Consider the following 13,503-nt stretch of genomic DNA (forward strand, 5'->3'; position numbering starts at 1 on the left):
TTGGCGTGGCTGCCCCGGAATCAGCGGCGCGAGCGCAGCACACTGTGCGCCTGCGCCACCAGGGCCTCCAGCATCAGGCCCTGGTTGAACGGGTGGTCGGCTGTGCGCATGCTCTGGCGCAGCGCCTGGGCCCAGCGGGTGAGCGGCGCCAGGCCCGGCGCGGGCGGCAGGTCGGCGGCGGCGAAAAAGCGCGGCGCCGCGCCCACGCGCAGCATTAGCAGGTCGTGGCAGAGCTTTTGCAGCGCATCGACCACCTGCGCCGGCGCCAGGCCCGCCAGCGCGCCGGCCTGGCCCTGGGCCAGCTCGCGCGGCAGGCGCTGCCACACCGCGGGCGAGTGCCCGGCGCCATGGCGGGCCAACGCATCCTCGGGCCGCCCGCCCGCGGCCTGCAACAGCGCCTCGATCTGCTCCGCCGGCACGCCCTGCCGCGCCAGCCAGGCGTTCGCCTCGGCCGGCTGCGGCCATTGCAGCGTATGCGCCAGGCACCGGCTGCGGATGGTGGGCAGCAGCTGGTGCGCGGCCTCGGTGGCCAGCACGAAGCGCACCTCGCCCGGCGGCTCCTCCAGCGTCTTGAGCAAGGCATTGGCGGTGACCGCGTTCATCTGCTCCGCCGGAAACACCAGCACCGCCTTGCCGCGCCCACGGCCCGAGGTGCGCTGGGTGAACTCCACCGCATCGCGCATCGCATCCACCCGGATCTCCTGGCTGGGCTTGCGCTTCTTGTCGTCGATATCGGCCTGGGCCTTTTCGGACAGCGGCCAGCCCAGCGCCAGCATGTGCGTCTCGGGCATCAGCACGCACAGGTCGGTATGCGCATGCACGTCGATCGCGTGGCAGCTGGCGCATTGGCCGCAGGCGCCGTGCACGGTGGGTACATCCGAGCCGCCGCCGGGCCGCCCCAAGGCGGCGAGCGCCCCCCCGGGGGGCAGCGAACCTCGCGCAGCGGGGAGCGTGGGGGCATCACACAGCCATGCGCGCACCAGCTCCAGCGCCAGCGCGAACTGCCCCAGGCCCGAAGGCCCCTGCAGCAGCCAGGCATGGCCGCGCTGGGCCAGCAGCGCATCGCGCTGGCGCGCGATCCAGGGAGCGATTTCACTCACCGCAGCCACCCCCTGGCCGCCACCGCAGCGTGCACTGCCTGCCACACCACGTCCTTGGCCTGGTTGGAGTCGATGCGCGCAAAGCGCTGCGGCTGGGCCGCGGCGCGCTGCGCATAGCCGCCGGCCACCTGGGCGAAGAAGGCCTGCGGCTGCGACTCGAAGCGGTCGGGCACGCGCGCATGGTTCACGCGCGCGGCGGCCACGTCGGTGGGCAGGTCGAACCAGATGGTCAGCTCGGGATGGCGCACGAAATCCGGGCCCAGCGCAGGGTTGGCCTGCACCATGCGCTCCAGCTGCGCCAGCACGCCCAGGTCGAACCCGCGCCCCGCGCCCTGGTAGGCGAAGGTGGCATCGGTGAAGCGGTCGCACAGCACCACGTCGCCGCGCGCCAGCGCCGGCTCGATCACCTGCGCCAGGTGGTCGCGGCGGGCGGCGAACACCAGCAGCGCCTCGGTCAGCGCGTCCATCGCATCGCGCAGGAACAGCTCGCGCAGCTTTTCGGCCAGCGGCGTGCCGCCCGGCTCGCGCGTCAGCACCACCTGGCGGCCGGCGGCCACGAAGGCCTCGCGCAGGTGGTGGATGTGCGAGGTCTTGCCGGCACCGTCTATGCCTTCGAAGGTGATAAACAAGCCTGGGCTGCTGCTCACTGGGGGTCCTTTATGCTGGTGTGCCGGATGGCAAGTATCCCTGATCACTTGCCACCGCGCTGGTACTGGTTGACCGCACGGTTGTGCTCGTCCAGGTTATCGCTGAAATGGCTGCTGCCGTCGCCCCGGGAGACGAAATACAGCGCCTTGGTCTTGGCCGGCTGCACCGCCGCCATCAGCGCGGCCTTGCCCGGCATGGCTATCGGCGTGGGCGGCAGGCCGCTGCGGGTATAGGTGTTCCACGGGGTGTCGGCCTGCAAGTCGCGCTTGCGCAGGTTGCCGTCGAACTTCTCGCCCAGGCCGTAGATCACCGTCGGGTCGGTCTGCAGCAGCATGCCGATGCGCAGCCGGTTGGTGAACACGCCGGCGATCTGGGCGCGGTCGTCCGCGCGGCCGGTCTCCTTCTCGACGATGCTGGCCAGCGTGAGCAGCTCGGCCGGGGTCTTGAGCGGCGAATCGGCCTCGCGCAGCGCCCAGATGGCCTCCAGGCGCTTGTCCATCGCCGTCTGCGCGCGGCGCAGCAGCGCCAGCTCGCCGCTGCCCTTGGCATAGGCGTAGGTATCGGGGTAGAAGCGCCCCTCGGCAGGCATGCCGGGCTGGCCGAGTGCGGCCATGATCTCCTCGGGCGCCATGCCGGCGGTGTCGTGCTTGAGAAACTCCTCCTTGGCCAGCGCCGCGCGCACCTGGCGGAAGTTCCAGCCTTCGACCAGGGTGATCACGCGCTGCGTCTCCTCGCCACGCACCAGCCGCGCCAGCAGCGAATGCGGCGTGGTGCCGGGCGGGATTTCATAGTTGCCGGCACGGATCTTGCGATCCTGCCCCGACAGGCGGAACCACCAGTAGAGCCAGTCGGGGTTGACTTGCATGCCCGCCTGGCGCACGGCGCGGGCCACGTTGCGCGGCGTGGTGCCGGGCTCGATCTCCAGCTCGATGGCCTGGTCGCCGGCCACCACCGGCTGGTGCAGCCACCAATAGGCGCCGCCGGCAGCAGCCAGCGCCAGCAAGACCAGCACAAACAGAAAACGCTTCACAACCCCACCACCTCCATGCCCAGCAGCGCGCATCATAATTCACGCCATGATTGAAGCGCTCCAAGGACATGTAACGCTGACGCATCTGGGCGTCATCCGGGCCGAAGGCGAAGACGCCGCCGGCTTTCTGCAAGGCCAGCTCACCAACGATGTGCAGCTGCTGCCCGCCGGGCAGGCCAGGCTGGCGGCCTTTCTCTCGGCCAAGGGCCGCATGCAGGCCAGCTTCCTGGTCATCAAGCGTTCGGCCACCGAGTTCTGGCTGATCACCGGCCGCGATGTGCTGGCGCCCACGCTCAAGCGCCTGTCGATGTTCGTGCTGCGCGCCAAGGCCAGGCTGAGCGACGCCAGCGACGCCATCCGGCTCGTGGGGCTGGCGGGCGCTGTCGCGGAGCACTGCGCGCCCTCGGCCACCGCCTGGGAAACCGCTGCCGACGGCGCCGCCAGCGTGGTGCGCCTGTACCCGGCCGACGGCCAGGCCCGGGCGCTGTGGGCCGCGCCCGCCGACACCCCCCTGCCCGCGGCCATCGCGGCCAGCCCCGCGCTCGATGCCGCGGCCTGGCTGCGCGGCGAGGTGCGCAGCGCGGTGCCGCGCATCGGCACGGCGGTGGTGGATGCCTTCGTGCCGCAGATGCTCAACTTCGAGTCGATCGGCGGCGTGAGCTTCAAGAAAGGCTGCTATCCCGGCCAGGAGGTGGTGGCGCGCAGCCAGTTCCGCGGCACGCTCAAGCGGCGCATGTTCCTGGCGCAGTGCAAGGCCGCCGAGCTGCAGGCCGGCCAGAAGGTCTATGCCGCCGGCGATGCCGAGCAGCCGGTGGGCACCATCGCGCAGGCCGCGGGCCACGACGCCCTGGTCTCGCTGCAGCTGGCGGCGGCCGCGCAGCCGCTGCACGCCGGCTCGGCCACCGGGCCGCTGCTGCAGCTGCAGCCCCTGCCCTATGCACTGCTGGAAGACATTTGAGCTGAATCGGCGCTTATCACCACGGTTTTGCCGGCCCGCCGGCCGCCCCCGACACAAAGATTGCACAAAAACGCGCACAAGCGGGCCGCCCATTGGTACACTCGGGGGGTTTTTGTGAGCAAGTGCAAGACTGTGCCATCATTTGCACCGGTTCACTGCCCGACAACAACTCAAGCGCATCTTGACCATCACTTCTTACCGGGTCCTGGCGGTTTTGCAAAAAGCCTCCAGACCCGGTTTTTTATCGCCGGGCCGCCCCAAGATAAAAAAGCGCCCCTCTCGGAGGGGCAGCGGCTACACGAAGTGAGCAAGCGTGGGGAGCCATTTTTTATCGCCGGGCCGCCCCAAGATAAAAAGCGCCCCTCTCGGAGGGGCAGCGACCCAACGCAGTGGGGAGCCTGGGGTGCCATTTTTTATCGCCTGCAGCCAGCAGGCCCCATCAGCCCTTATCCGCGCACGGCACTCTTGAAGGCCGCAGACAGCGCGGCCAGCGCATCGCGCGAGCGGCCATCGCGGATGCGGGTGTGCAGCAGCACCGGCAGGCGCGGCAACTCGGGCAGCCCGAGCCGCCCCCCTAGCTCCAGCGCGCCCCAGGGCAGCATGCGCGGCGCCAGCGCCGCAACCCCCAGCCCCGCCATGACGGCGGCGGCAACCGCCGCCACCCCACCGCCCACAAACCGCTCCGTCCAGCGCACACCGGCCGCATCGAGCAGCTGGCCCGCCAGCGCACGCACTCCGCAGGGCTCGGCCAGCGTGGCCAGCGGCAGGGGCTCGTCCGCGAAGTGTTGCCAGCCCGGCGCCGCGAACCAGCCCAGCTGCTCGTCGGCAATCAGCTCGCCGTCATCGCGCCCGGCATGCAGGCGCACGATTACCGTATCGAGTTCGCGCCGGTCGAAGCGCTGCAGCAGCTCGCCCGACGAGCCGATGCGGATCTCGATCAGCAGTTGCGGGTCTTGGGCGTTCATGCGCGCGATCAGTGCGGGCAACTCCGGCCCCGCCACATGGTCGCTGATGCCGATGGTCAAACGCTGCCGGGTTTCGGCCAGGGCAGCGAGCGCACGCTCGTGCGCCGCCAGCAGCTCGCGGGCATGCGCGAGAAAGGCCGTCCCGCGCGCCGACAGCTCCACATACCGCGGCGTGCGCTCGATGAGCCGGCAGCCCAGCCGGTCTTCAAGCCGTTTGAGCCGCAGGCTCACCCCGGCCTGCGTCGTCTGCATGGCATCTGCCGCCAGCGTGAAGCTGCCCAGCTCTGCAATGCGGATGAAGGCCTTGACGGCATCGAGATCGAGGGGGCGCTCAGTCATTTCAGATAGTTATCATTGAAATAATTATGAATATCATAATGAAATAGATACCATGAAGCCAGGGTCACCTTGAAAAGTCACCGCGAAAGGAACTCGCCATGCCCCTGGTCCATATCTCCATGCGCGCCGGAAAGCCGGAACCCTACCGGCAAGCCATTTTCGACAGCGTGTACCGCGCCTTGCGCGAAACCTTCAACGTGCCCGAGGATGACCAGTTCATGGCCATCACCGAGCACGAGGCCGCCAGCTTCCGCTACGGCGCAAGCTACCTGGGCGTGGCGCGCAGCGACGATCTGCTGTTCATCCAGATCACTGCCAACAACACCCGCACGCTGGAGCAGAAGAAGGCGCTGTTTGCGCGGACGGCGCAGCTGCTGACCGAAAGCCCGGGCCTGCGCCCCGAGGACGTGTTCATCAACCTGGTCGAGGTCGAGAAGGAGAACTGGTCCTTCGGCCACGGGCTGGCGCAGTACGCCCCAGGCTGACTCAGAGGTCCTGGTACATGCTGACGTGCGGTATGCCGGCCTCCTCGTACCGCTCGCCCAGCACGGTGAAGCCGGCGCGGCGGTAGAAGCTCTCGGCGCTGCACTGGGCATGCAGCTCCACGCGGCGCATGCCCTTGCGGCGCGCCTCGCCGACCAGGGCGTCCAGCACCTGCCGGCCCCATTGCTGGCCGCGCAGCGCCCGGTGCACGGCCATGCGGCCGATGCGCATCACGCCGCTTTCGCCCGCCGGCAGCATGCGGCCGGTGGCCACGCACATGCCCAGGCCGTTGGTGGCCACCGCATGCAGCGCGCTGGCGTCGTATTCGTCGGCCTCGATCTCCGCGGGAATGCCCTGCTCGCGCACGAACACCTCCATGCGCAGCCGCATGGCCTCGCGGCCCAGCTCGTTCCAGTGGCCGGTACGCAACTGCACCACCGGCTCGCCGGCCTCGAAGCGCTGCACCATGTCGCGGTAGGCCTGCGGCAGCGGTGTCGGCTTCTGGTCGGCATCGGCAAACACATAAACCAGGTGCGCCGTCACCAGCAACCGGTCGCCGCAGAAGATCGCGGCCTCGAAGCTGGCCGACGTATTGCCGAGCCTGGCGCAGCGCAACCCTACGTCGATCACGTCGTCGAGTCGCGCCGAGGCGTGGTATTCCAGCGCAGTGGCCTTCAGGTACGGCTCGCAGCCCAGGCGCTGTGCGCCCTCTTCGTAGGGCACGGCCAGCGCGCGCCAGTACTCGGACGAGGCCACGTCCACGTAGCTGAGGTAATGGGCGTTGAAGACCACCTTCTGCATGTCCACCTCGGCCCAGCGCACGCGCAGGCGGGTCTTGCAGCGGAAGTCGGCGGGCTTCGGAATGGTCATATCGGTCATAGGTCGAAGGCCGCGCGCAGCGCGGCGGCGGCAAAGGCATGGGCCTGGCGCGCTTCCTTCAGCGCGCGGCCCATCTTGATGAATTCGTGGCTCACGCCGCGGTAGATTTCCAGATCGACCGGCACGCCGGCCATGCGCAGCCGGTCGGCGTACAGCACGCCCTCGTCCACCAGCGCGTCGCATTCGGCCAGCAGCACGCAGGCCGGGGCCACGCCCTGCAGCTCGTCGGCCAGCAGCGGCGCAAAGCGCCAGTCGTCGCGGTCGGCCGGCGTGCGCAGGTAGTTGGCGAACATCCAGCTGATCATCGCCTCGGTCAGCACCGGGCCGTGGGCATAGGTGGCGTGCGAGGGCGTGTCCTGGTGCGCGGCGCAGCCGGGGTAGATCAGCAGCTGCAGCGCCAGCGGCAGGCCGGCGTCGCGCGCCAGTATCGCGTTCACCGCGGCCAGCGTGCCGCCGGCGCTGTCGCCGCCCACCGCGATGCGGGCCGCATCGGCGCCAATGGCCGCGGCATGGCCGGCCAGCCATTGCAGGGCGTCCCAGGCGTCGTTGCTGGCGGTGGGGAACCTGTGGCCGGGCGCGAGCCTGTAGTCCAGCGACACCACCATGCAGCCCGCCTGGCGCGCGAGCTCGCGGCACAGGATGTCGTGCGTGGCCACGCTGCCAATGGTGAAGCCCCCGCCATGCGTGAACAGCAGCACCGGCTGATGCGGCTCGTGGCTGGTGGCGTAGAGCCTGGCGGCCAGCAGCTGGCCGTCGCGCGCGGGGATCTCCAGCGGCTGCACCCGCGCCAGCTCGGGCTTGGGGATTTCGAGCACGCCAGCGCCCAGCTCGTAGGCGGCGCGGGCCTGTTCCACCGTCTGCCGCTGCAGCGGCACATGCTGGGCGCGCGCCATGCGCTCGACCACGCTGCGCATGATGGGGGTGAGTTGCGCCAACACGGCGGGCGGGAGCTTGGAGGGCGACGAAGCGGACATGAGGGAAAAACAAGCCCAAGCGCTTATGCATAAAGCGCTGAAAGCTATCCTAAAAGAAGCAAACCGCCAGCCAGCAAGCGCTGGCGGCCGTGGCGATTATCCCCGAGCGCGGGGCATCGCGGCCATCACTCGAACGACACCCGCACCGGCTGCGCGCCCGGCAGGCCGTGGAACTGCAGCGTCACCGTCTGGCCGGCCTTGGGCGGCAGCAGCGCCGAGAACGAGCCCAGGCTGACCCAGTCGCCCACCTGCAGCGCGCGCCCTTCGCGGGCCAGCGCGCCCGTCAGCCAGAGCACCGCGTTGAGGGGCTGCTCCATCAGGTCGCTGCCCTTGCCGCCGCCAATGCGTACGCCGCCCTGGTCGGAGAGGGTCACTTCCATGCGCTGCAGCGCGTCGAGCAGTGCATAGCGTTCGGCACGGTAGCCCGGCACGGCAATGGGCTCGCCCATCACCCCCAGGCGGGCGCCCACATTGATGGCCTCGACACCCGCGCCATTGAGCTTGCCCGGCTCGGCCACCACCAGGTCGGGCAGCTCGATGAAGGGCACGATGCGGTCGATGGCCGCCAGCACCTGCAGCGGCGTGGCGGCCTGGTTGATCGTGGGGCTTGAGACGCGCACCAGCATGTCGGCCTCGAACAGCGGGCGGGCGCCAAACTGGGCCGGCACGCGCGCGCCGTTGGGCAGCAGCATGCCGTCGTAGAGCATGCCCCATACCGGCTGGTCGGTGCCGAAGCGCTTTTGCACCGCCGGGTTGGTCAGCCCGGCCTTGTAGCCCACGGGCTTGCGGCCGGCCTGCTGCAGCGCGGCGTTGAACTTGGCGCGGGTGCAGCGCCCATCCGCGTCGCCGAGCGGCGGCGGGTTGGCGGCCGGCTGCCTGGCGTTGTAGGCCGCCACCATGGCGGCGAGCTGGGCGTCGTCCAGGCAGGCGGCCTGGGCCGCCGTAGCGCCCAGCGCGGCCAGCGCCAGTGCGGCAAACTTCTTCTTCATCGATGTCTCCTCGTTCAGTGATGCTGCCACAGCATGCACCAAGCCGAGGGCGGCATCAAGCCATGAAATCCTTGCCCTCGGTCAGCGGCACATGGCGGTAGGTGGCGGGCGTGCGGCTGAGCTTGACCGGCGCGCCTATGCCGGTGTATTCGCCCATCTTCACCACCAGCTCGCGGTGCAGGGTGTGCGGCGCGCTCAGCGCCTGCTCCACGTTCAGCACCGCCGCGGCGGGCACGCCGATGGCCATCAGCTCGTCGGCGAGCTTCGCGCCATCCATGGAGGCGAAGGCCTGCTCCAGCAGCGGCTTGAGCGTGGCGCGGTGCACCGAGCGCTGGCCGGCCGTGGCGAAGCGCTCGTCGTCGGCCATGCCGGGCTGGCCGATGTGCTGGCACAGCAGGCGGAACTGCCGGTCGTTGCCCACGGCCAGGAAGATCGGCGAGCCGCCGGTGTTCACCACGTCGTAGGGGTAGATGTTGGGGTGGGCGTTGCCCGAGCGGCCGGGGATCTTGCCGTTCATGAACCAGTTGGCGCCGTGCGGGTGCAGCAGCGAGATGCCCGAGTCGTAGAGCGCGGCATCGACGAGCTGGCCCAGGCCGCTCTTGGCGCGCTCGTGCAGCGCCAGCAGCACGCCGATCACCGCGTTCAGCCCGGTCACCATGTCCACCACCGGCAGGCCCACGCGCAGCGGGTCGCGCTCGGCCTCGCCATTGATGCTCATCAGCCCGGCCATGGCCTGGATCGCGGCATCGTAGCCCGGCAGGCTGCCCAGCGGGCCGTCGGCGCCAAAGCCCGTCACCCGGCACCAGATCAGCTGCGGGAACTGCGCGCGCATCTGCTCGTAGCCTATGCCCCATTTCTCCATGGTGCCGATCTTGAAGTTCTCGACCACCACGTCGGCCTGGGCCATGAGCTCGCGCACGCGCTGCTGGCCCTCGGGCGTGGCGAGGTCCAGGAACTGGATGCGCTTGTTGCGGTTCAGCCCGAAGTAGTACGAGGCCACGCCATCGCGAAACGGCGGGCCCCAGGCGCGGGTGTCGTCGCCCTGCGGCGGCTCCACCTTGAGCACGTCGGCGCCGTGGTCGCCCAGGATCTGGCCGCACAGCGGCCCGCCCAGGATGCGCGACAGATCCAGAACCTTGACGCCTTGCAAGGCGCCGGCCATGGCGGGAATGGGCATACCGTATCTCCTTGTGGATTCTTCAAAAATATAACTTGCCTGCCGCTGCCGAGCTATGCCGCCGGCCCGCCTCAGGCCAGGGCCTTGCGGCCCACGGCCTCGACCAGGGCCCGGATGCGCCGGTAGGAGTCGTCGAACCACTGGTCGGACTGCTGCTGGTTGATCACCGGCTGGGGAATGTACTTGCCCTCCTGCTCCAGCCGGCCGCGGATGCCGGGGTCGCGCAGGGCCTGGGTGATGGCGCCGCGCAGCACCGCCACGCGCTCGGGGGGCGTGCCCTTTTTCACGAAGTGGCCCGAGCCTATGGTGTATTCGAAGTCGGGGCTGGACTTGCTTTGCGAGATCAGCGGAATATGGCTCAGCGGCTTGGGCAGCACCTTGGAGAAGCTGGTCAGTATCTTCAGCCGGCCCTGCTTGGCCATGGCATCGAAGCTGGTCTGGTAGGGCAGGATGGCGCAGTCCACCTGGCCGCCGGCCAGGTCCTGCAGCGCCGGCGCGCCGCCCTTGTAGGGCACGTGCAGCAGCGGCAGCTGGAGCTTGGCGGCCAGCGCGTCGCCGATGAGGTTGTACATCGAGTCGACGCCCACGGTGCCGTAGCTCAGCGGCTTGCCCTTGCTGCGGCGGGCGTAGTCGACGAACTCGTCGTAGCTATTGACCGGCATGTCGCTCTTGACCATGAGCACGATGGGCGCCTCGGTCAGCGGCGCCGCCAGCGTGAAGTCCGCCGGCTTGTAGCGGGCCGCGGCGTTGAGCATGGGCGCGAGGAAGATCTCGTTGAACGAGCCGTGGAAGAACATGTAGCCATCGGCCGGCGCGGCCAGCACCTTGTTGGCCGCGAGCAGCCCGGTGCCGCCGCCCAGGTTCTCCACCACCACCTGCTGCTTGAGGCTGTGGCCGATGAATTCGGCATAGATGCGCGCCGCCACGTCGCTGGCGCCGCCGGCCGGGTAAGGCACCATCAGCACCAGCGGCTTGGCGGGAAACGCCTCCGCGGCCCAGGCGCTGCGCCCGGCCAGGGCGCCGGCCGCGGGCATGGCCGCCAGCGCCGCGCCGCGCTGCAGGAAGTGGCGACGGTTGAATGCATGCATGTTTCGCTGTCCTTACGGTTTGCCGATGACTTAGTCGAGCTGCACGCCCGATTGCTTGACCACCTTGGCCCACTTGTCGACCTCGGTCTTGATGAGCTGGCCCAGGTAGGCCGGCGAGCGGTCGGGCGAGGCCTCCAGCCCCTGCGCGGCAAAGGCCTTTTTCACCGTGTCCGAATCCAGCGCGCGCGAGAAGGCCTGGTTCAGCAGCTTGATGCGCTCGGCCGGCGTGCCCTTGGGGGCCACCACGCCGAAGAACACGCTCACGTCGTAGCCCTTCATGCCCTGCTCGGCGATGGTCGGGATGTCGGGCAGCGCGCTCGAACGCTTGGCGGTGGCCACGCCCAGTGCCTTGACCTTGCCGGACTTGATGTAGGGCATGGCGGTGAGGATGTCGGTGAAGGTCATGTCCACCTGGCCGGCCAGCAGGTCGGTGAGCGCCGGCCCGGTGCCCTTGTAGGGCACGTGCACCAGCGTGGTTCCCGCCATGCCGTTGAACAGCACGCCGGCCAGGTGCGAGGACGCGCCGTTGCCCGACGAGGCGAAGTTGAGCTTGCCGGGGCTGGCCTTGTCCTTGGCGATCAGCTCCTGCACGCTGTTCACGCCCAGGTTGGGCCGCACCACCAGGATGTTGGGCAGGTAGCCCACGTAGATCACCGGCGCGAAGCTGGTGCGCGGGTCGTAGCGCAGCGCCTTGTACAGGCTGTGGTTGATGGCCAGCGGCCCCGAGGTACCGAACATGATGGTGTAGCCGTCGGGCTTGGCGCGGGTAAGGTACTCGGCGCCGATGTTGCCGCCGGCGCCAGCGCGGTTTTCCACCACCACGCTCTGGCCCAGCTCCTTGGTCAGCTCGGTGGCCAGGATGCGCGCCATGGCATCGGTGGGGCCGCCGGGCGGAAACGGCACCTGGAACATGATCGGGCGGTCGGGGAATTTGTCCTGCGCCACGGCGGGCAGCGGCAGGGTGGCGGCCATGGCCGCGCCCGCGGCCAGGCCCAGCATCAAACGTTTGCTGATCAGCATAAAAGTCTCCTGAACTATGGTTTTAAGAGCACCCAGCGCTTATCAGAAAAGCGCTGGGCCGCTATTCGGCTTGAATTCTCGGGTACCGCCCTGGCTTGCGGCAACCTAGGCCAGCCAGGCCGCCGGCAGCGCTGCCGCATCCGACAGCGGATCGCGCGGCAGCACGCGGTGCAGCAGCACCAGCTGCGACAGGCGCAGGCGCTCAGCCGAGCCGGTCTGCGCGGCCTCCCAGGCCATGGCGATGGCCGTGGTGCAGTTGTACAGGCCGGTGGCGGCCTGGCGGGCGAGCACGTCGCCGCCGGCCTGCGCCGCCTTTTCCGCCAGGGCGCTGGCGCGCTGCAGCGCATCTTCCAGCGCCTGGCGGTAGCCGGGCGCCAGGCGCGCCTGCTCCAGCAGGCCGTGCAGGTACTGCTGCAGCACCGGCAGCGAGCCTTCGCGCTTGATGGCGCGGATCACGTCCAGCGCCACGATGTTGCTGGTGCCTTCCCAGATCGAGCCCAGGTGGGCGTCGCGCACCAGGCGCGGGTCGCTCCACTCCTCGATGTAGCCGCAGCCGCCGCGCACTTCCATCGCGTCGCCGGTGACCTTGCGCGCATCGCGGCAGGCGCGGAACTTGATCATCGGCGTGAGGATGCGCAGCAGCGCATAGGCATCGGGCTCGCCCGCGTCCGAGCGCATCAGCGTGTGCGCGGTCTGGAACACCATGGTGCGCGCCTGCTCGGCGGGCACGCGCAGCTTGTCGAGCTGGCGCTGCATCAGCGGCATGTCTTCGAGGCGCTTGCCGAAGGCGATGCGCTCGTGGGCGATGAACTCGGCCTCGGCCACCGCGCGGCGCATCATGCCGGCCGAGCGCACGCCGTTGGACAGGCGCGAGTTGTTGACCATGTCGGCCATCTGCACGAAGCCCCGGCCCTGCTCGCCCACCAGGTAGGCGACGGCGCCGTCCATGCGGATCTCGCCGCTGGCCATGGACTTGGTGCCCAGCTTGTCCTTCAGGCGGACGATGCGGTAGTGGTTGGCGCTGCCGTCGTCTAGGGTGCGCGGCAGCAGGAACAGCGAGATGCCCTTCATGCCCGGCTGGCCGCCGTCCACGCGCGCCAGCACCATGGCGAACTCGGCGTCGGGGTTGGAGCAGAACCACTTGTCGCCGGACAGAAGCCAGGAGCCGTCGGCCTGCGGGTAGGCCATGGTCAGCGTGTTGGCGATGTCGGAGCCGGCGGCCTGCTCGGTCATGAACATCGCGCCCTGGGCCTGCTCGTCCCAGTCCAGCGACAGCAGCTGCGGCAGGTACTTGCTGACCAGCTCGGGGGCGCCGAACTTCTTGAGCGTGCGCGTGAGCGAATCGGTCATCGACAGCGGGCAGCACAGGCCAAACTCGGACTGCACGAACATATAGGTGAGCGCATACTTGACGGCCGGCGGCATCTTGCCCTGCCAGCCCAGCATGTCCTCGCGGTGCGAGATGGCCTGCAGCCCGAACTCGCCGTAGGCGATGCGCTCCAGCTCCTCGTAGGCGGGGTGCTTGATGATGCGCTGCTGGTCGACGCCGGCGCGGGTGCGGTACTCCAGCACCGGCGGGTTCTTGTCGGCAATGCCGGCCAGCTCGTCCACCCGGCCGCCCGCCAGCTCGCCCATGCGCCGCAGGTAGGGCTGCAGGTGCGCCAGCAGCTCGGCCGGCAGGTACAGCCCCAGCAGCGCCTGCAGCTCGCGGTCGGTGTCGTAGAAGTTGGCGCCCTGGCGGTCGGGCACGGGATGGGCGGCAACGGTGGCGGCCTGGGCCACGGCGTGCATCTGGGTGGGGTCGTTGGCGGACATGCTGGCGTCTCCTGCTGGAATGTGTTGCCGCAATTTTC

The 13,503-nt window shown here is 69.5% G+C and carries 13 protein-coding genes; 2 read left to right on the forward strand and 11 right to left on the reverse strand.

Annotated features, from left to right (window positions below; all coding sequences use genetic code 11):
• Nucleotides 1-20: 20 nt before the first annotated feature.
• The 3 genes from ACODRX_RS09470 to mltG are packed head-to-tail and all read right to left on the reverse strand — an operon-like array spanning nucleotide 21 to nucleotide 2,814.
• Nucleotides 21-1,100: a DNA polymerase III subunit delta' gene (locus ACODRX_RS09470; RefSeq protein ID WP_488871181.1), complete on the reverse strand. Its 1,080-nt coding sequence runs from the start codon at nucleotides 1,098-1,100 to the stop codon at nucleotides 21-23.
• Nucleotides 1,097-1,747: a dTMP kinase gene (gene tmk / locus ACODRX_RS09475; RefSeq protein ID WP_488871182.1), complete on the reverse strand. Its 651-nt coding sequence runs from the start codon at nucleotides 1,745-1,747 to the stop codon at nucleotides 1,097-1,099. The genes ACODRX_RS09470 and tmk overlap by 4 nt, the downstream gene beginning before the upstream one ends.
• Nucleotides 1,748-1,791: 44 nt before the next feature.
• Entirely contained in the window at nucleotides 1,792-2,814 is a 1,023-nt protein-coding gene (mltG, locus tag ACODRX_RS09480; protein WP_488871184.1) for an endolytic transglycosylase MltG, read from the reverse strand.
• A 10-nt stretch (nucleotides 2,815-2,824) separates the two neighbouring features.
• Between mltG and ygfZ the strand changes: the two genes are divergently transcribed.
• On the forward strand, nucleotides 2,825-3,736 hold the full coding sequence (ygfZ, locus tag ACODRX_RS09485) for a CAF17-like 4Fe-4S cluster assembly/insertion protein YgfZ (protein ID WP_488871185.1): 912 nt from the start codon (nucleotides 2,825-2,827) through the stop codon (nucleotides 3,734-3,736).
• 446 nt (nucleotides 3,737-4,182) lie between these two features.
• Here ygfZ and ACODRX_RS09490 read toward each other — a convergent pair whose 3' ends face one another.
• Nucleotides 4,183-5,040, reverse strand: a complete 858-nt coding sequence (locus ACODRX_RS09490) for a LysR family transcriptional regulator (RefSeq protein ID WP_488871187.1) — start codon at nucleotides 5,038-5,040, stop codon at nucleotides 4,183-4,185.
• 98 nt (nucleotides 5,041-5,138) lie between these two features.
• On the opposite strand from ACODRX_RS09490, the gene ACODRX_RS09495 reads away from it, so the two are divergent.
• Complete coding sequence (locus ACODRX_RS09495) at nucleotides 5,139-5,525, forward strand: tautomerase family protein (protein ID WP_488871189.1); 387 nt, start codon at nucleotides 5,139-5,141, stop codon at nucleotides 5,523-5,525.
• A 1-nt stretch (nucleotide 5,526) separates the two neighbouring features.
• On the opposite strand, the gene ACODRX_RS09500 is transcribed toward ACODRX_RS09495, so the two are convergent.
• From ACODRX_RS09500 to ACODRX_RS09530, 7 genes are all read right to left on the reverse strand, one after another.
• Nucleotides 5,527-6,393, reverse strand: coding sequence for a YbgC/FadM family acyl-CoA thioesterase (locus ACODRX_RS09500; protein WP_488871190.1), 867 nt, complete (start codon nucleotides 6,391-6,393; stop codon nucleotides 5,527-5,529).
• A 5-nt stretch (nucleotides 6,394-6,398) separates the two neighbouring features.
• Nucleotides 6,399-7,376, reverse strand: coding sequence for an alpha/beta hydrolase (locus tag ACODRX_RS09505; protein ID WP_488871191.1), 978 nt, complete (start codon nucleotides 7,374-7,376; stop codon nucleotides 6,399-6,401).
• 125 nt (nucleotides 7,377-7,501) lie between these two features.
• Nucleotides 7,502-8,365 (reverse strand): 2-keto-4-pentenoate hydratase, encoded by an 864-nt coding sequence (locus tag ACODRX_RS09510; protein WP_488871192.1) that lies wholly within the window; start codon nucleotides 8,363-8,365, stop codon nucleotides 7,502-7,504.
• A gap of 55 nt (nucleotides 8,366-8,420) precedes the next feature.
• Nucleotides 8,421-9,542, reverse strand: coding sequence for a CaiB/BaiF CoA transferase family protein (locus ACODRX_RS09515; protein ID WP_488871193.1), 1,122 nt, complete (start codon nucleotides 9,540-9,542; stop codon nucleotides 8,421-8,423).
• A gap of 71 nt (nucleotides 9,543-9,613) precedes the next feature.
• Nucleotides 9,614-10,630 (reverse strand): tripartite tricarboxylate transporter substrate binding protein, encoded by a 1,017-nt coding sequence (locus ACODRX_RS09520; protein ID WP_488871194.1) that lies wholly within the window; start codon nucleotides 10,628-10,630, stop codon nucleotides 9,614-9,616.
• 30 nt (nucleotides 10,631-10,660) lie between these two features.
• The gene (locus ACODRX_RS09525; protein ID WP_488871195.1) at nucleotides 10,661-11,650 is read right to left on the reverse strand and encodes a Bug family tripartite tricarboxylate transporter substrate binding protein; all 990 of its coding nucleotides are present in this window, start codon (nucleotides 11,648-11,650) and stop codon (nucleotides 10,661-10,663) included.
• Between the two features lie 105 nt (nucleotides 11,651-11,755).
• Nucleotides 11,756-13,465 carry an acyl-CoA dehydrogenase family protein gene (locus ACODRX_RS09530; protein WP_488871196.1) on the reverse strand — a complete coding sequence of 570 codons (1,710 nt, stop codon included), beginning with the start codon at nucleotides 13,463-13,465 and terminating at the stop codon, nucleotides 11,756-11,758.
• Nucleotides 13,466-13,503: the final 38 nt, after the last annotated feature.

It is taken from the genome of Comamonas sp. FG99 (assembly GCF_057808605.1).

What these genes read in the sequence shown, in the direction of transcription:
- mltG (WP_488871184.1), bottom strand. Translation starts at nt 2,814, where the DNA reads ATGATGCGCGCTGCTGGGCATGGAGGTGGTGGGGTTGTGAAGCGTTTT.
- ygfZ (WP_488871185.1), top strand. Translation starts at nt 2,825, where the DNA reads ATGATTGAAGCGCTCCAAGGACATGTAACGCTGACGCATCTGGGCGTC.
- ACODRX_RS09490 (WP_488871187.1), bottom strand. Translation starts at nt 5,040, where the DNA reads ATGACTGAGCGCCCCCTCGATCTCGATGCCGTCAAGGCCTTCATCCGC.
- ACODRX_RS09495 (WP_488871189.1), top strand. Translation starts at nt 5,139, where the DNA reads ATGCCCCTGGTCCATATCTCCATGCGCGCCGGAAAGCCGGAACCCTAC.
- ACODRX_RS09500 (WP_488871190.1), bottom strand. Translation starts at nt 6,393, where the DNA reads ATGACCATTCCGAAGCCCGCCGACTTCCGCTGCAAGACCCGCCTGCGC.
- ACODRX_RS09505 (WP_488871191.1), bottom strand. Translation starts at nt 7,376, where the DNA reads ATGTCCGCTTCGTCGCCCTCCAAGCTCCCGCCCGCCGTGTTGGCGCAA.
- ACODRX_RS09510 (WP_488871192.1), bottom strand. Translation starts at nt 8,365, where the DNA reads ATGAAGAAGAAGTTTGCCGCACTGGCGCTGGCCGCGCTGGGCGCTACG.
- ACODRX_RS09515 (WP_488871193.1), bottom strand. Translation starts at nt 9,542, where the DNA reads ATGCCCATTCCCGCCATGGCCGGCGCCTTGCAAGGCGTCAAGGTTCTG.
- ACODRX_RS09520 (WP_488871194.1), bottom strand. Translation starts at nt 10,630, where the DNA reads ATGCATGCATTCAACCGTCGCCACTTCCTGCAGCGCGGCGCGGCGCTG.
- ACODRX_RS09525 (WP_488871195.1), bottom strand. Translation starts at nt 11,650, where the DNA reads ATGCTGATCAGCAAACGTTTGATGCTGGGCCTGGCCGCGGGCGCGGCC.
- ACODRX_RS09530 (WP_488871196.1), bottom strand. Translation starts at nt 13,465, where the DNA reads ATGTCCGCCAACGACCCCACCCAGATGCACGCCGTGGCCCAGGCCGCC.